13 protein-coding genes and 1 riboswitch are annotated in these 15,966 nt (G+C 72.5%); of the genes, 10 read left to right on the top strand and 3 right to left on the bottom strand.

The genetic code is table 11. The features are described from left to right. Positions 1-15 precede the first annotated feature (15 nt). The 4 genes from dxs (at position 16) to ACFYX4_RS12815 (ending at position 4,232) form a co-directional block, all read left to right on the top strand. Positions 16-1,923 (top strand): 1-deoxy-D-xylulose-5-phosphate synthase, encoded by a 1,908-nt coding sequence (gene dxs, locus ACFYX4_RS12830; protein WP_389330475.1) that lies wholly within the window; start codon positions 16-18, stop codon positions 1,921-1,923. Further along, positions 1,920-3,350, top strand: a complete 1,431-nt coding sequence (locus tag ACFYX4_RS12825) for an aspartate aminotransferase family protein (protein ID WP_389330472.1) — start codon at positions 1,920-1,922, stop codon at positions 3,348-3,350. The genes dxs and ACFYX4_RS12825 overlap by 4 nt, the downstream gene beginning before the upstream one ends. 109 nt (positions 3,351-3,459) lie before the next feature. Then, positions 3,460-4,113 (top strand): helix-turn-helix domain-containing protein, encoded by a 654-nt coding sequence (locus tag ACFYX4_RS12820; RefSeq protein ID WP_389330469.1) that lies wholly within the window; start codon positions 3,460-3,462, stop codon positions 4,111-4,113. Continuing rightward, on the top strand, positions 4,110-4,232 hold the full coding sequence (locus tag ACFYX4_RS12815; protein ID WP_389330465.1) for a DUF6126 family protein: 123 nt from the start codon (positions 4,110-4,112) through the stop codon (positions 4,230-4,232). The genes ACFYX4_RS12820 and ACFYX4_RS12815 overlap by 4 nt, the downstream gene beginning before the upstream one ends. 7 nt (positions 4,233-4,239) lie before the next feature. Here the strand turns inward: ACFYX4_RS12815 and ACFYX4_RS12810 are convergent, their stop codons facing one another. Next, the gene (locus tag ACFYX4_RS12810) at positions 4,240-5,037 is read right to left on the bottom strand and encodes a tyrosine-protein phosphatase (protein ID WP_389330462.1); all 798 of its coding nucleotides are present in this window, start codon (positions 5,035-5,037) and stop codon (positions 4,240-4,242) included. Positions 5,038-5,268: 231 nt separating this feature from the next. Here ACFYX4_RS12810 and ACFYX4_RS12805 point away from each other — a divergent pair, with 231 nt between their 5' ends. From ACFYX4_RS12805 to ACFYX4_RS12780, 6 genes are all read left to right on the top strand, one after another. Then, entirely contained in the window at positions 5,269-7,386 is a 2,118-nt protein-coding gene (locus ACFYX4_RS12805) for an alpha-galactosidase (RefSeq protein ID WP_389330459.1), read from the top strand. A 302-nt stretch (positions 7,387-7,688) separates the two neighbouring features. Then, positions 7,689-7,851, top strand: a riboswitch (cyclic di-AMP (ydaO/yuaA leader). Positions 7,852-7,855: 4 nt separating this feature from the next. Beyond that, positions 7,856-8,887 carry a peptidoglycan DD-metalloendopeptidase family protein gene (locus ACFYX4_RS12800; RefSeq protein ID WP_389330456.1) on the top strand — a complete coding sequence of 344 codons (1,032 nt, stop codon included), beginning with the start codon at positions 7,856-7,858 and terminating at the stop codon, positions 8,885-8,887. Between the two features lie 270 nt (positions 8,888-9,157). Continuing rightward, the gene (locus tag ACFYX4_RS12795; protein WP_389330453.1) at positions 9,158-11,173 is read left to right on the top strand and encodes a hypothetical protein; all 2,016 of its coding nucleotides are present in this window, start codon (positions 9,158-9,160) and stop codon (positions 11,171-11,173) included. Beyond that, entirely contained in the window at positions 11,157-11,891 is a 735-nt protein-coding gene (locus tag ACFYX4_RS12790) for a DUF6250 domain-containing protein (RefSeq protein ID WP_389330450.1), read from the top strand. Before ACFYX4_RS12795 ends, ACFYX4_RS12790 begins: the two co-directional genes overlap by 17 nt. A 143-nt stretch (positions 11,892-12,034) precedes the next feature. Next, on the top strand, positions 12,035-12,820 hold the full coding sequence (locus ACFYX4_RS12785; RefSeq protein ID WP_389330447.1) for an SGNH/GDSL hydrolase family protein: 786 nt from the start codon (positions 12,035-12,037) through the stop codon (positions 12,818-12,820). Positions 12,821-12,971: 151 nt separating this feature from the next. Next, positions 12,972-13,790, top strand: a complete 819-nt coding sequence (locus ACFYX4_RS12780; RefSeq protein WP_389330444.1) for an SIMPL domain-containing protein — start codon at positions 12,972-12,974, stop codon at positions 13,788-13,790. A gap of 273 nt (positions 13,791-14,063) precedes the next feature. Here ACFYX4_RS12780 and ACFYX4_RS12775 read toward each other — a convergent pair whose 3' ends face one another. Both ACFYX4_RS12775 and ACFYX4_RS12770 read right to left on the bottom strand, forming a co-directional pair. Continuing rightward, on the bottom strand, positions 14,064-14,666 hold the full coding sequence (locus ACFYX4_RS12775) for a TetR/AcrR family transcriptional regulator (RefSeq protein WP_389330441.1): 603 nt from the start codon (positions 14,664-14,666) through the stop codon (positions 14,064-14,066). Between the two features lie 79 nt (positions 14,667-14,745). Further along, positions 14,746-15,960, bottom strand: coding sequence for a Glu/Leu/Phe/Val dehydrogenase dimerization domain-containing protein (locus ACFYX4_RS12770; RefSeq protein WP_389330439.1), 1,215 nt, complete (start codon positions 15,958-15,960; stop codon positions 14,746-14,748). Between the last annotated feature and the right edge of the window lie 6 nt (positions 15,961-15,966).

Below are 15,966 nucleotides of genomic sequence, written 5' to 3'. Positions count from 1 at the left end.
AGAGGGGGCCCGATCGTGACGATCCTGGAGACCATCCGGCAACCACGCGACCTGAAGGCGCTGTCCGAGGCGGAACTCGGCGAACTGTCCGAAGAGATCAGGGAGTTCTTGGTGCACGCGGTCGCCCGCACCGGCGGCCACCTCGGCCCCAACCTGGGCGTGGTGGAACTGACCGTCGCGCTGCACCGGGTCTTCGAGTCGCCGACCGACCGCATCCTGTGGGACACCGGCCACCAGAGCTATGTGCACAAGCTTCTGACCGGCCGTCAGGACTTCTCCAAGCTGCGCGGCAAGGGCGGCCTGTCCGGCTACCCCTCGCGGGAGGAGTCCGAGCACGACGTCATCGAGAACAGCCACGCCTCCACCGCCCTCGGCTGGGCCGACGGACTCGCCAAGGCCCGCCAGGTGCTCGGGGAGAAGGGGCACGTCGTCGCGGTCGTCGGCGACGGCGCCCTCACCGGGGGCATGGCCTGGGAGGCGCTCAACAACATCGCGGCCGCCAAGGACCGGCCGTTGATCATCGTCGTCAACGACAACGAACGCTCCTACGCGCCGACCATCGGCGGGCTCGCCAACCACCTGGCCACCCTGCGCACCACCGACGGCTACGAGAAGGTGCTCGCCTGGGGCAAGGACGTCCTCCAGCGGACCCCGGTCGTGGGCCACACGCTGTACGAGTCCCTGCACGGCGCGAAGAAGGGCTTCAAGGACGCGTTCGCCCCGCAGGGCATGTTCGAGGACCTCGGCCTGAAGTACCTCGGCCCGATCGACGGGCACGACGTCAAGGCCGTCGAGTCCGCGCTGCGGCGGGCCAAGCGCTTCCACGGGCCGGTGCTGGTGCACTGCCTCACCGAGAAGGGCCGCGGCTACGAGCCCGCCCTCGCCCACGAGGAGGACCACTTCCACACCGTCGGCGTGATGGACCCGCTGACCTGCGCACCGCTCGTACCGGCCGGCGGCCCGTCCTGGACGTCCGTCTTCGGCGACGAGATCGCGCGGATCGGCGAGGAGCGCGACGACGTCGTGGCGATCACCGCCGCCATGCTGCACCCGGTGGGCCTCGGCCCGTTCGCCGCACGCTTCCCGGACCGGGTGTGGGACGTCGGCATCGCCGAGCAGCACGCGGCGGTCAGCGCCGCCGGGCTCGCCACCGGGGGCCTGCACCCCGTCGTCGCCGTCTACGCCACCTTCCTCAACCGCGCCTTCGACCAGCTGCTGATGGACGTCGCCCTGCACCGCTGCGGGGTCACCTTCGTGCTGGACCGGGCCGGCGTGACCGGCGTCGACGGGGCCTCCCACAACGGCATGTGGGACATGTCCGTCCTCCAGGTCGTCCCCGGCCTGAGGATCGCCGCGCCCCGCGACGCCGAGCAACTCCGCGCCCAGTTGCGGGAGGCCGTCGCGGTGGACGACGCGCCGACCCTCGTGCGCTTCCCGAAGGAGTCGGTGGGCCCCGAGATCCCGGCGGTCGACCGGGTCGGCGGCATGGACGTGCTGCGCCGGGGCGAACGGGCGGACGTGCTGCTGGTCGCCGTCGGCGTCATGGCCCCCGTGTGCCTCCAGGCGGCCGAGCTGCTGGCGGCGCGCGGCGTCGACTGCACGGTGGTGGACCCGCGGTGGGTCAAACCCGTCGACCCGGCGCTGCCCGGTCTCGCCGCCGCGCACCGGCTGGTGGCCGTCGTCGAGGACAACAGCCGTGCCGCAGGCGTCGGTTCGGCCGTGGCGCTCGCCCTGGGCGACGCCGAAGTCGACGTGCCGGTACGGCGGTTCGGCATCCCCGAGCAGTTCCTCGCGCACGCCAAACGCGCGGAGGTGCTGGCCGACATCGGCCTCACGCCGGTCGAGATCGCCGGACGGATCGGCGCGAGCCTGGCCGTCAAGGAGTTCGAGAACTCCAAGGAGTCCAAGGAGCACGACGTATGACGACCGCCGAATCCGCGTCGCCCTCGCCCCCGTCCAGGGGCAGGGCCGGGGAGTTCGACCTGCGCGCGCTGCTCGCGGCGCGCGGGGCCGAACGCTACGAGCTGCACGACAGATACCTCAACCACCAACTGCCGCGCATGCTGCACACGATCGGCTTCGACAAGGTCTACGAGCGGGCCGAGGGCGCCTACTTCTGGGACGCCGACGGCGCCGATTACCTGGACATGCTCGCCGGGTTCGGCGTGATGGGCCTCGGCCGGCACCATCCCGTCGTCCGCAAGGCGCTGCACGACGTGCTCGACGCGCAGCTCGCCGACCTCACCCGGTTCGACTGCCAGCCGCTGCCCGGACTGCTCGCCGAGCAGCTCCTCACCCATACCCCGCACCTGGACCGGGTGTTCTTCGGCAACAGCGGCACCGAGGCCGTCGAGACCGCGCTGAAGTTCGCCCGCCACGCGACCGGCAGACCGCGGATCCTCTACTGTGACCACGCCTTCCACGGCCTGACCGCCGGCTCCCTCTCGGTCAACGGCGAGTCCGGCTTCCGCGACGGCTTCGCCCCGCTGCTGCCCGACACGGCCGTGCCCCTCGGCGATCTCGACGCCCTCGCGGCGGAGTTGGCCAAGGGCGACGTCGCCGCTCTGATCGTCGAGCCGATCCAGGGCAAGGGCGTGCACGAGGCTCCGCCCGGCTATCCGCGCGCCGCCCAGGAACTCCTGCACCGGCACAAGGCGCTGCTCATCGCGGACGAGGTGCAGACCGGCCTCGGCCGCACCGGCTGCTTCTACGCCCACCAGCACGCGGACGGCGTCGAACCGGACCTCGTGTGCGTGGCGAAGGCGCTCTCCGGCGGCTATGTGCCGGTCGGGGCCACGCTCGGCAAGGACTGGATCTTCAGGAAGGTCTACTCGTCCATGGACCGGGTGCTGGTGCACTCGGCGAGCTTCGGCTCCAACGCCCAGGCCATGGCCGCCGGTCTCGCCGTGCTGTCCGTCATGGAGGACGAGGGGATCATCGCGAACGCCCGCGTCACCGGCGAGCTGCTGAAGTCGCGGCTGGCGGCGCTGGTCGACAAGTACGAGCTGCTCGCCGACGTGCGCGGCCGGGGGCTGATGATCGGCATCGAGTTCGGCCGGCCGAAGTCGCTGAAGCTGCGCAGCCGTTGGGCGATGCTCCAGGCCGCCCGCAAGGGGCTGTTCGCGCAGATGGTGGTCGTGCCGTTGCTCCAGCGGCACCGGATCCTCACCCAGGTGTCCGGCGACCGGCTGGAGGTGATCAAGCTGATCCCGCCGCTCGTCATCGGGGAGAAGGAAGTGGACCGGTTCGTGGACGCCTTCACCGAGGTGATGGACGACGCGCACAACGGGGGCGGGCTGATGTGGGACTTCGGCAAGACGCTCGTCAAGCAGGCGGTCGCCGGCCGGTGAGCGCGGGGGCGAGGGCCGGGCGCGGTGGCTTTCGCCTCGCCCGGCGCGGGGCTTTTGCCTCTGAGGCAAGTAATTTGCCGCAGAGGCAAAGTTGCGGCTGAATGGAGGCATGAGCCCTTCCGACGCCGACCAGGATTCCGGCCCAGGTGCCGACCCGGGCCCGGGTTCCGACCCGGCCGACGGTATCCCCGCCGTCGCCCCGCAGCTGCGCTCCCTGCGCCGCCTGGCCGGTCTCACCCTGGAGACCGCGGCCGGCGCCGCCGGGCTGTCGCCCGCCCATCTCTCCCGTCTGGAGACCGGGCGACGCCAGCCCTCGCTGCCGATGCTGCTGGCGCTCGCCCGTGTCTACGGTACGACGGTCTCCGAACTGCTCGGCGAGACGGTCGCCGACCGGGACGCCGTCGTGCGCGCCGCCGACATGGAACCGACCCGCGCGGGCGGCTGGACCTACTGGCAGGCCGGCGCGTCCGGGCGGGCCATGCAGGCCCTGCGCGTCCACGTGCCCTACGGCTCCCAGGGCGACATCGTGCGCGTCCACCCCGGGGAGGAGTGGCTGCACGTCCTGCGCGGGCGGCTGACGCTGCGGCTCGGGGACGCCACGCACCGGCTCGGGCCGGGCGACAGCGCGCACTTCGACTCGCTGACCCCGCACCGCATCGCGGCCCGCGACCCCGACGGGGTCGAACTGCTCTTCGTCCACACCCTGTTGCAGAGTCCGACGGCCGCCCTGTGCCTCGGCCCCACCCCTGGAGAGACGCCATGAGCGACATGGAGGAGAGGTTCCCGCGCGGGATCTGGATCCGGCTGATCATCTACATCGCCGTCGGACACGTCCTCGCCGCGTTCATCTGGCTGCTGTTCGAGGCCGGCACGAAGCAGTGACGCGGGCTCAGTCGAGCAGGCGCTCCCGCAGCCGCTCCCTGGTCTGCGCCGAGAGGCCGAGGCCCTGCTCCAGGTAGGGGTCGACACCGCCCCACGTGACCTCGATGGTCTCCAGCGCCGCCGTGAGGTACTCGGCGCGGGCGTCGAAGAGGGGGCCGAGCAGCTCCATGACCTCGGGCGAGTAGGTGTCACCGGAGCTGCCGTTGCGGTGCACCTTGTAGCGGCGGTGCTTGGCGTTGGACTCCAGGTAGTCGGCGAGGATCGCCTCGCGCTCCACGCCCAGCGCGAGCAGCGTCACCGCGATGGACAGACCGGCGCGGTCCTTGCCCGCCGCGCAGTGCATCAGGACGGGGACGCTGTCCTCGGCCAGCGAGTGCAGCACCTCGGAGTGCTGGGCCGTGCGGTCCGTGACGATCGAGCGGTAGGAGGCGATCATCCGGTCCGCGCCCCGGCCGTCGCCGAGGATCCGGCGCAGCTGGTCGATGTCGCCGTCGCGGACCATCCGCCAGAACTCGGCGCCGTCCGCCGGGTCGGACAGCGGCAGGTTCACGTTGCGCACGCCCGGCAGCTCGACGTCCGGGCCCTCCAGCTTGACGTCCGCCGCGTTGCGGAAGTCGAAGATCGTGTGCAGGCCCAGGGAGGAGAGGAACGCGGCGTCCTCGCCGGTCGCGTGCGCGAGATGGCCGCTGCGGAACAGCACGCCGTGCCGCACCCTCCGGCCGTCGGCGGTCGGCAGGCCGCCCACGTCACGGAAGTTGCGCACACCGGCCAGCTCGGGCTCGGTCGACGGGATCTGCTGCGTCACGGGGGCTCCCTCCCGGTCGGTCCCGGTCGGCGCGGCTCGGTGACCGACGGAACTTCCTCGACCATACGACATCGATTCGTGCTGCAAGGAGACGTGCACGGGCGGTCACCGGAGGCGGACCGGCGGGCATCCGCCGGGGGCGCACGCCGGCCGCCGAGGTTTGCCCGGCGGGACGCCCACCCCTGATGATGTTGGTGATTGATCGCACCTGTTCGAATCAGTGGGGGTTTGATGCCCGAGTCCGCCGCCGACGGCCGTACCTGGCTCCTGTCCGGGCCCGCCAGCAGTTACGCCGTCCATGTCACCGAGGCCGACGAGCTCGTGCACCTGCACTGGGGGCCCCGGATCGAGCTCGCCGACGCCGAGGCGCTCGCCGTGCGCCCGCTCCCGGACTACTGGGCCTTCGAGTCCCCGCTCGACGGCCGCGAGGAGTACCCGGTCGAGGGCGGCGCCCGCTTCGTACGGCCCGCCCTGTCCGTGCGCACCCCCGGGCGGCGCGGCACCGAGTGGACCTTCGCCGGCCATGAGACGGAGGACGGTGAGCAGGGCGACGAGCTGCGGCTGCGCTTCCGGGACGGCGTGCTGTCCGTCACCCTGCACTACCGGATGCGCGACGACGTCGTGGAGCGCTGGGCGACCCTGCGCCACGAGGGCGACGACGGCGACGGCGTGGGTGATGGCGAGGGCGGCGAGCCGCTGGAGCTGCTGCGCGCCGACTCCGCCGTCTGGACGCTGCCCGACCGCGACGGCTGGCGGATGTCCCAGCTGCACGGTCGCTGGGCCGCCGAGTCCCGGCTCACCCGGGCGCCCCTCACCTACGGCGAGAAGGTCATCGGCAGCCGCCGCGGCCACACCGGCCACCAGCACCTGCCCTGGGTCGCCCTGGACACCGACGCCACCGAGGAGCACGGCGAGGTCTACGGCTGCGCGCTGGGCTGGTCCGGCTCCTGGCGGATCGCCGTCGCCCAACTGCCCGACGCGCGCGTGCAGATCACCGGCGGCGCCGGCTACGACGACTCGGGCCTGCTGCGGCTCGCGCCCGGCGAGACCTTCACCACGCCGGTCTTCGCCGGCCTGTGGACGGACGGCGGCTACGGCGGCGCGAGCCGCGCCTGGCACGCCTACCAGCGCGCCCACGTGATCCCGGACGCCGAGCGCGACCGGCCGGTGCTCTTCAACTCCTGGGAGGCCACCTACTTCGACATCTCCGAGGAGCAGCAGGCCACCCTCGCCCGCCGCGCCGCGGCCATCGGCGTCGAGCTGTTCGTCGTCGACGACGGCTGGTTCGGGGCGCGCACCGGGGACCACGCGGGCCTCGGCGACTGGACGCCCAACCCCGACCGCTTCCCCAAGGGGCTGAAGCCGCTCGCCGAGTACGTGCACGCGCTCGGGATGCAGTTCGGCATCTGGGTCGAGCCCGAGATGGTCAACGCGGACAGCGACCTGTACCGGGCGCACCCCGACTGGGTGCAGTTCCAGCCGGGACGAAAGCGGACGGAACTGCGCAATCAGCTCGTCCTCAACCTGGCCCGCGAGGACGTCCGGGAGTATCTGTGGCAGCGCCTCGACACCCTGCTGTCCAGCGCGCCCATCGACTACGTCAAGTGGGACTTCAACCGCGCCTTCACCGACGCCGGCTGGCCCGACGACCCCTACCCGCAGCGGCTCTGGGTCGACCATGTGCGCGCCCTGTACGCCCTGTTGGACCGGCTGCGGGCGGCACACCCGGGCGTCGCCTTCGAGTCCTGCTCGGGCGGTGGCGGGCGGATCGACCTCGGGATCATGAGCCGTACCGACCAGGTGTGGACCTCCGACAACACCGACCCGCTGGACCGGCTCGCCGTCCAGCACGGCTTCAGCCAGATCCACCCCGCGCGGGTGATGGCCGCCTGGGTCACCGACAGCCCCAACACCCAGCTCAACGGCCGGGCCAGCTCGCTGCGGTTCCGGTTCGTCAGCGCCATGGCCGGGGTGCTCGGCGTCGGCGGCGACCTCTCCGAGTGGACCGAGGAGGAGCTCGCCGAGGCCCGGCGATGGGTGGATCTCTACAAGGAGATCCGGCCCCTCGTCCAGCGCGGCGATCTCCACCGGCTGCGCGCCCCGGAGGGCGGGCTGAGCGCCGTGCAGTACGTGCGCGGGGACGAGGCCGTCGTCCTCGCCTGGCTCCAGGCGCAGCGGTACGGCGAGCCGGCGCCGGCGCTGCGACTGCGCGGACTCGACCCGACAGGATCGTACGAATGCCTCGAAACGGGCGAAGTGCACCGAGGGGCGGTGCTGTTGCATCACGGGTTGCGTACCGGGTTGCGCGGTGACCTTGATGCGGCAGTTATCCGTCTGCGTCGCATCTGAGTACTCTGTCCGAATTAAATCCTTCATTCCAACTAGGTCCGGAATAAAGGAACCTGGAGAGACGTCACGTGAGCAGCGTCATATTCGTGACCGTACGTTGTGCGTCATGTTCACGTAATTCGTGGAGTTTTCATGGGTGTTTCCCGCAGAATCCGTCACCGGATTCACGGAGCGTGACCGGGTTTTCTCACAGCGGACCACAAGGCGGGCGTCACCGGCACAACCTTCGCTTGTCCCCGTACGTCTGAGTCGCTTACGTTCCACCTCAATCCGGACGGACGCCCAATCCTGCCGCCGCCCGGAAACCGAAGACACTCACCCGTGTACGGCAGGAGCGGGGGACCCACAGGCAGAACCGCCTGTTCCGGTCTCCGGAACAGGCTTGGGGTAAAGCCGCGCCTCGGCGCGGCCGGGCATCTCCAGTCCGCACCCGACAGCTCACCTCGCAGGCGCCGGAGAGGAATTCGCCATGCCCGCGAAGGGTAAGCACCGCCGTCCCAAGGCTCAGCGTTTCACCCGTTCCATCGCCGCCGCCGGTACCGGGGGCGCGGCTCTCGCCCTCCCGCTCATCGGGGCCGCCGGCGCCCAGGCCGCCCCGGCCCAGTCGGCCGCCGCCCAGTCGGTCTCCTCCGTTTCGGAGCGGCCCGTCCAGACCGTTCCGGTCGCGCAGCAGGCCGCCGCCGACTCGAAGGCCGCGGCGAAGTCCGCGACCTACACGGTCCGTTCCGGCGACTATCTCTCGAAGATCGCGGACGAGCAGAACGTCACCGGCGGCTGGCAGAAGCTGTACTCGGACAACCGCGAGGCCGTCGGCGCCGACCCGTCGCTGATCCACCCGGGTCTGAAACTGTCGATCGGGGAGCGGGCCGCGGCCGGCGGCGCCAAGTCGCCGTCCGGCTCGACCGGTTCCACCGGTTCCTCGGAGAACTCCGCCTCGAAGACCTCGCGCTCCGCGGAGTCCTCGAAGTCGTCCGCGTCGAAGTCCTCCGCCTCGAAGTCGTCCGCGTCGAAGGCCTCGGAGTCGTCCTCCAAGTCCTCGGCGTCCAAGGCGTCGACGAGCCAGACCTCCGGGAACGGCGGCGGCAGCGTCTCCGGCTTCAGCCTCCCCGTGTCCAACGCCTCCGTCGGCACCCCGTACCGGATGTCCGGCAGCATGTGGTCCAGCGGCTACCACACGGGCGTCGACTTCGTCGCCCCGACCGGCACCACCCTCAAGGCCGTCGGCGCGGGCACGGTCGTCTCCGCGGGCTGGGGCGGCGCGTACGGCAACCAGGTCGTCATCCGGCTCGCCGACGGCTACTACGCCCAGTACGCCCACCTGTCCTCGCTGTCGGTCTCGGCCGGCCAGAGCGTCTCCGCCGGCCAGCAGATCGGTCTCTCCGGCGCGACCGGCAACGTGACCGGCCCGCACCTGCACTTCGAGATCCGCACCTCGCCGAACTACGGCTCCGACATCGACCCGATCGCCTACCTGCGCTCGCACGGAGTCTCCGTCGGCTGACCACCGCCGCTCCACCCTCCTGCCCGAGCGCCCTCACAAGCACTGGCAGGCACTGGCAGGCACTGACACGCAAGCCGAAGGCCGGACCCCGATCCACGGGGCCCGGCCTTCGGCTTTGCGCGTTCATGATCGTCGTATTGCGGTCTCATGGCAGACCCTGACGGGGTGTCGACAGCGGTGGCGGGACGAGGACACAGTGATCTCCGTCAGCTGACGAGCAAGCGCTTTCCCTCCACCTTCACCGCTCTCCAACGCCCTATGGAGGTCCCCGTGTCCGGCGTCGACCGACACACCGTCACCAGAGGCACCGTCGCCAGAAGCACCGTCGCCAGAAGCACCGTCGCCAGAGGCACCGCCGCCAGGGGAATCGCCGCCAGGGGAGTCGCCCTCTCCGCCGCCGCCACCGCCGTGGCCCTGCTCGCCGGGCTCGTCGCCGCGCCGGTCGGTCAGGCCGCCGAGCGGTCGCCCGGGGCCGCCGAGCAGCCGCGCAGGACCGTCGAGGACCTGGACCGGGGCCTGGTCGCCGTGCCGTCCGGGAAGGGCGTGTTCCTCAGCTGGCGCCTCCTCGGCACCGAGTACGCGCACCACGGCGACGCCATCGCCTTCAACGTGTACAAGAACGGCCGCCGCCTCAACCGCGAGCCCGTCCGGAAGTCGACCACGTACCAGGACGACACCCGGGGGACCGGCGTCTACACCGTGCGCACGGTGATCGACGGACGGGAGAGCAGGCCGAGTTCGCCCGCCCTGCGCTGGACCGACGGCTACGCCGAGATCCCGCTCGCCGCCGCCGACGGCTACACCGTCCAGCACGCCTGGCCCGGCGACCTCGACGGCGACGGACGCTACGAACTCGTCGTCAGCCGGCTGTCCGGGACCCGGGACCGGCCCGACCTGCTGGAGGCGTACAGCCTCGCGGGCGAGCGGCTCTGGCGCGTCGACCTCGGCCCCGGCTCCTACACCCAGGCCGGCGGGAACGGCGCCAACGACCCGGCCCCGGCGGCGATCAGCGGCTCCACGCCCATCGGCGGCTACCGCAACGACGACAACGTCACCGTGTACGACCTCGACGGCGACGGAAGGGCGGAGGTGCTCGCGCACACCGCCGCCGGGACCACGTTCGCCGACGGCGCGAAAGTCGAATCCCCTTCGCCCGCCGACCAGTTCGTGTCGGTCATCGACGGCGCGACCGGCGCCGAACGCACCCGGCAGCCCGTCCCCGACGACTTCACCGCCGACGGCCCCTCCGGCGGCCACTTCGGCATCGCCTACCTCGACGGCGAACGCCCCTCGCTCGTGACCAAGTTGGTGACCCGCGTCGGCGCCCGCCGCGGCGCGTTCCGCATCCTCTTCCAGACCTGGGACTTCAACGGCACCGAGCTGACCCGCCGTTGGAAGCACGTCGTCGACCCGGCCGCCGGCGCGAGCAGCTTCCACCAGATCCGCACCGTCGATGTCGACCAGGACGGCAAGGACGAGATCGCCGACGGCAACTACGTCGTCAACAGCGACGGCACCCTCCGCTATGTCGTCGACCGCGCCATCCACGGGGACCGCTTCGACATCGCCGACCTCGACCCCGCCCGGCCCGGCCTGGAGGGCTTCGCCATCCAGCAGTCGGAGCTGGGCGTCGTCTCCGCGTTCCCCTGGTACTACTACGACGCGGACACCGGCGAGCGGCTCGTCACCGGCGCGCACCCGGCGGACCCGGTGAGCGACGCCGACCTGGACACCGGGCGCGGCAACGCCGCCGACATCGACCCCGGGCACCCGGGCTACGAGTACTGGACCTCCACCGCCGACGTCACCCGGCCCGGCGCGGGCGTCTTCAACGTTCGCGACGGCAAGGTGTCCACCACCACGCCCAGCGTCAACTTCCGCATCTGGTGGGACGGTGACAAAGCGTCAGAACTGCTCGACTTCACCCACGTCGAGAAGTGGGACCCGGCGACCGAGACCAGCACCAGGATCTTCGAACCGGCCGGAGTGGTCTCCGGCGCGCGCAACGCCACCCCCTTCTACGGCGATCTCGTCGGCGACTGGCGCGAGGAGATCCTCGCCGAGACCGCCGACCACACCGCGCTGCGCCTCTACACCACCACCGAGCCCACGCGGACGCGCTTCTACACGCTGGCCCAGAACCCCGCGTACCGACTGGGCTGGACCGTGCGCGGCTACCTCCAGTCCACGTACACCGACTACTACCTGGGCGCCGAGACACGGCGTGTCCCCAGGCCCGCGATCACGACCCCTGAAGGAGCCGTCTCCCATGACGACCACGCGTAGAGCCTTCGGCGCCCTGGCCGCCGGCGCGGCCCTGGCCGCCCTCGCCCCCGCGCACACCGCCGCCGCGAGCACGGCCGCCGGCCACGGCGCGCCCCGGCATCGCCGGCTCCTCGCCCACGACGACTTCCGGCACGGACTGCGCCGGTGGGCCGTGGAACTGGAGAAGGGCGGCACCGTCACCGCCTCCCGGGGCACCCTGGAGGTCGACGTGCCCGCCGGCGCGACCATCTGGTTCCGCCAGCGGCTCGAAGGACCGTACGTCCTGGAGTACACCGCCACCCCCGTCTCCGCGGGCGGCGTCAACGACCGCGTCTCCGACCTCAACAACTTCTGGAACGCCGTCGACGCCCGCTCCCCGGACGACCTCTTCGCCACCCCGAGGGGCGGCGCGCTCGCGGAGTACGACAACCTCAGGACGTACTACGTCGGCTACGGCGCGAACACCAACACCACCACCCGGCTGCGCCGCTACGTCGGCTGGCCGGGGGAGCGGCCGCTGCTGTACGACTACACCGAGCCGCTGCTCGTCGCCAACGAGCCGAACCACGTCCGCATCGTCTCCGACGGGTCCACCGTGCGGTGGTGGAACAACGGGCGGCTGGTCTTCGACCACGTCGACCCCGAGCCCTACACCGGCGGGCACTTCGCCTTCCGCACCACCTGGAGCCACTTCCGGATCAACGACTTCCGGGTGTGGTCCACCCGGCGGGGGCGGTGAGGGACGCTATTCCCCGATTGGCAAACTCTTTAAGGGTGTCTTATCTCACCGTCCGTCAACCCTTGCCTACGGTCGCGTAGGTCACATTCGAAGGTGAATCATGCCCTGTTGTGGCAGACGATTCGAAGAGTGACAGCAGATCAGTGATCGGGTCGTACGTGGCGGTGGGGGACAGCTTCACCGAGGGCGTCGGCGACCCCGGGCCCGACGGGGCGTTCGTCGGCTGGGCCGACCGGTTCGCGGTACTCCTCGCAGACCGGCGCCCGGAAGGCGACTTCAGGTACGCGAACCTCGCGGTGCGCGGCAAGCTGCTCGACCAGATCATGGCCGACCAGCTGCCCAGGGCCGTCGAGCTCGCGCCCGACCTCGTCTCCTTCTGTGCGGGCGGCAACGACATCCTCCGCCCCGGCACCGACCCCGACGAGGTCGCCGAGCGTTTCGAGCGGGCGATCGCCGAACTCACCGCCGTGTCCGGCACGGTCATGGTGACGACCGGCTTCGACACCCGTGGCGTCCCCGTCCTCAAGCACCTGCGCGGCAAGATCGCCACCTACAACGGACATGTGCGCGCCATCGCCGACCGCTACGGTTGTCCCGTGCTGGACCTGTGGTCCCTGAGGTCCGTCCAGGACCGCCGGGCCTGGGACCACGACCGGCTCCACCTCTCCCCGGAGGGGCACACGCGCGTGGCGCTGCGCGCCGGGCAGGCCCTCGGCCTGGAGATCCCGGCCGACCCGGAGCAGGCCTGGCCGCCGCTCCCGCCCCGCGGCGCTCTCGACGTCCGCCGCGACGACGTCCACTGGGCCCGCGAGTACCTGGTGCCGTGGATCGGCCGCCGGCTGCGCGGGGAGTCGTCCGGGGACCACATCACGGCCAAGGGCGCGCTGTCGCCGGACGACATCAAGTCGTGGATCGCCTCGGTGGCGTGACGCGCCGGTCGGGGTGAGCCCTCCGGGCGCGCGGCCCGCCGCTCCACGCTCCACCAGTGAGGTGAGCACACGGGAGTGGTGCGGCCGCGCGGGCCGGGCCGGGTGCTGGGATGACCGCACACCGTCCCCCCAGCCCCGAAGGACGTTCCGCATGTCCCTTCCCCACCCGCCGCACCGGCTCGGCCCGTCCCGGCGGCTCCGCCTCTCCCGCCGTGCGGCCGTCGCCGCCGGCGCGGCCCTGCTCGCCCTGGTCGTCCCGGCCGTCGTCGCCGTGCCCGCGTCGGCCGCCGCGCCCGGCCACCTCGCCGCGCCGGCCCTGTCTGCCGTGCCGGCCCACACCGAGGCTTCCGCCGGGACCGTCACCGTGACCGGTGAGGGCAGCGCGAGCGCCGCTCCCGATCTCGCGGTCGTCGCGGCGAGCGTCGAGGCCACCGCCCCGACCCCGCAGCGGGCCGTGGACGCGCAGTCCCGGGCGGCACGGGCGCTGCTGGAGGCCGTCCACGCACAGGGCGTCGCCGACCGGGACGTGCGTACCGAGAACGTGGCCCTCAACCCCGTCTACGACTACCCGGACGGCGCCGCCCGGCTGAAGGGCTACGAGGCGACGCAGTCCTTCTCCGTGAAGGTGCGGGACGTGGAGCGGACCGGCGCGGTGCTCCAGGCGATCACCGACGCCACCGGCGAGGCCGGACGCATCGGCTCCGTCGTCTTCGAGGTGTCCGACCCGGCCCCGCTCCAGGCCCGCGCCCGCCGGGCCGCCCACGACGACGCCCACGACAAGGCCCAGCAGTACGCCGAACTCAGCGGCCACCGCCTCGGCCGCCTCGTCTCCCTCAGCGAGGGCCCCGTCGCTTCCGCCCGTCCCATGGCACCGGCCGCGGACGCGCTCGGCGCCGCCGGCGGGGTGCCCGTCGCACCGGGCGTGGTCCGGACGACGGCGACCGTGACGGCGGTCTACGAACTGACCTGACGGACGCGCCCCTTCCCCCGGGCGGTGCCGCCACCTCGACCTCGATGACGTTGCCGCCGAGCCGCAGCGGACCGGTGCCGAGGCCGACCACCGGACGCAGCCGGTTCACCGGCGTCAGCCGGGTCCCGTCGGCGGTGCCCCGGTACGTGTCGCCGCCCCGCCCGAGGCCCAGGTGCGCGCCGTGCGCGGAGTCCCGGTCGGCGGGCGGGTCGACGGTGGTGCGGCAGCGGCGCGCCGGTCCCCGGCGTCCAGCCGTCGGCGGACCGGCGTGGCTCAGTGAGCCGACGGCAGGCCGAGCTCGCGGACGAGCGCGTCCTCGACCCACTCCTGGGCCTTGGCCCGCGACACCGCGCCCTGGTAGGACGTCAGTTGGACGGCGAGGCCGTCGAGCAGGGCGGTCAGGCGCAGGGCGGTGCCGGACGGGTCGGGGCAGCGGAACTCGCCCGCGGCCACGCCCTCGGCGATCACCTCGGACAGCGCCGCCTTCCACTGCCGGTCGAGGTCGCGGGCGACCTCCCGCAGCGCGGGCTCGCGCAGCGACACCGCCCAGCCCTCTATCCACAGCCGCCAGCCCTTGGCCTGGCCCGTGGGCGCGTACCAGCGCACGGCGGACCGCAGCCGGCGCAGGGCGGTGGCGCGGCGGCCGAGCAGCTTGCGCAGCCGGGCGAGATCGTCCTCGGCGGCGTAGGCGAAGGCGGCGGCGACCAGTTTCTCCTTGGTCTCGAAGTGGTAGAGCACGAGCGCGTTGCTCACGCCGAGCGCGGCGGCCACGTCGGCGATCCTGACCGCCGCGACGCCCCGCGCCTCGATCTGCTCGATGGCCGCCCGCAGCAACTCCTCGCGCCGCTCGGCCACGCTCAACCGCACTCTCGCCACGCGGCAACCCTACACAGCCCCCGTGACCTGCGCCGACGCGCTCATGGCCGCCCCGCACGCTCCCAGGGGGCACCCCGCCTCAGCGCCGGCTGCCGAACCGTTCCGTGATCGCCGGCAGGCGCTGCGCGGCGATGGCGTGGGCCGCGGCCCGGGGCGTCGTGCCGTCGGCCTCCGCGCGCGCGAGGACCAGTTCGACCAGCGCGCGCATCGACCGGCGCGTGTGGGCGAAGGCCTCGTCGGCGTCCGCGCCGATGTCGCCGAAGAGCGTCCACCACCACCAGGCGTTCGTCCCGGAGTTGGCCACGACGTCCGGCAGCACGCGCACCCCGCGCGCGTGGAGCAGCTCCTCCGCCTCGGGCAGGACCGGCATGTTGGCGGCCTCGGCGATCCACCGCGCGGTGATCCGCTCCTGCTCCTCGACCCCGATCGCGTACGACACCGCCGCGGGCACCAGCACCTCCGCGTCGACGGAGAGCCAGGCGTCGCCCGGCAGTTCGCGGTCGTCGCGGCGCAGGACGGCGCGGTCGACGGTGCCATGCGCGTCCCGCGCGGCGAGCAGCGCCTCCACGTCCAGGCCCGCCGGGTTGGCGATCGTCCCCTTGACGTCGGCGACGGCGACCACCGTCAGCCCCGCGCGTGTGAGGAACCGCGCGGTGGCCCCGCCCATGGTGCCCAGCCCCTGGAGCGCGACCCGCGTCCCGGCGTACGCCACGCCGTCCCGGTCCAGGGCCGTGAGCACCGACTCGGCCACTCCGCAGCCGCCGACCAGCTCGTCCAGGCCGATGCCGTCCACCTCGACGGCGAAGGCGTCGGCGAGCCGCCGTCGGGCCGCGTCCTCGTCGTCGAGCAGCGGATAGACGGCCTGCACCGACGACACGAGCCCCGCCTCGGCGGCGGCCCGGTCCACGACGTCCTGGGTGAGCCCCAGATCCTCGCCGGTGGTCCAGCAGCTCTCGACGTACGGCCGCACCGCCCGCAGATACCGCACCAGCAGCCCGTATGCCTCCGGGTCCCGCGGATCGCAGTCGACGCCGCCCTTGGCGCCGCCGAGGGGGACGTAACGGGCCTCGGGGTCGTAGTGCAGGGCCTCCTTGAGGCTCATGCCGCGGGCGAGGCCGGTCACCTCGTCCAGGGTGCAGCCCGCCCGCATCCGCAGCCCGCCGCTGCACACGCCGCGCACGAGCCGGTCGACCACCAGGAAGCCCTGGCGGCCGGTGAGGTCGTCGGTCCAGGTGAGGGACAGCAAGGGGGCGGTCGCGGGGGTGGTCGTGGGGACGGTCGCGGGGGTGGTCATACGGGC

It is taken from the genome of Streptomyces sp. NPDC002328 (assembly GCF_042890065.1).
GTDB lineage: Bacteria > Actinomycetota > Actinomycetes > Streptomycetales > Streptomycetaceae > Streptomyces.
The sequence above is the reverse complement of the archived record's forward strand: the minus strand, read 5'-3'. Positions and strand labels throughout refer to the sequence as shown.

Excerpts from the sequence above, each read along its gene's own strand:
- ACFYX4_RS12780 (WP_389330444.1), top strand. The coding sequence starts at position 12,972 with ATGTCCCTTCCCCACCCGCCGCACCGGCTCGGCCCGTCCCGGCGGCTC.
- ACFYX4_RS12770 (WP_389330439.1), bottom strand. The coding sequence starts at position 15,960 with ATGACCACCCCCGCGACCGTCCCCACGACCACCCCCGCGACCGCCCCC.
- ACFYX4_RS12825 (WP_389330472.1), top strand. The coding sequence starts at position 1,920 with ATGACGACCGCCGAATCCGCGTCGCCCTCGCCCCCGTCCAGGGGCAGG.
- ACFYX4_RS12820 (WP_389330469.1), top strand. The coding sequence starts at position 3,460 with ATGAGCCCTTCCGACGCCGACCAGGATTCCGGCCCAGGTGCCGACCCG.
- ACFYX4_RS12815 (WP_389330465.1), top strand. The coding sequence starts at position 4,110 with ATGAGCGACATGGAGGAGAGGTTCCCGCGCGGGATCTGGATCCGGCTG.
- ACFYX4_RS12800 (WP_389330456.1), top strand. The coding sequence starts at position 7,856 with ATGCCCGCGAAGGGTAAGCACCGCCGTCCCAAGGCTCAGCGTTTCACC.
- ACFYX4_RS12805 (WP_389330459.1), top strand. The coding sequence starts at position 5,269 with ATGCCCGAGTCCGCCGCCGACGGCCGTACCTGGCTCCTGTCCGGGCCC.
- ACFYX4_RS12790 (WP_389330450.1), top strand. The coding sequence starts at position 11,157 with ATGACGACCACGCGTAGAGCCTTCGGCGCCCTGGCCGCCGGCGCGGCC.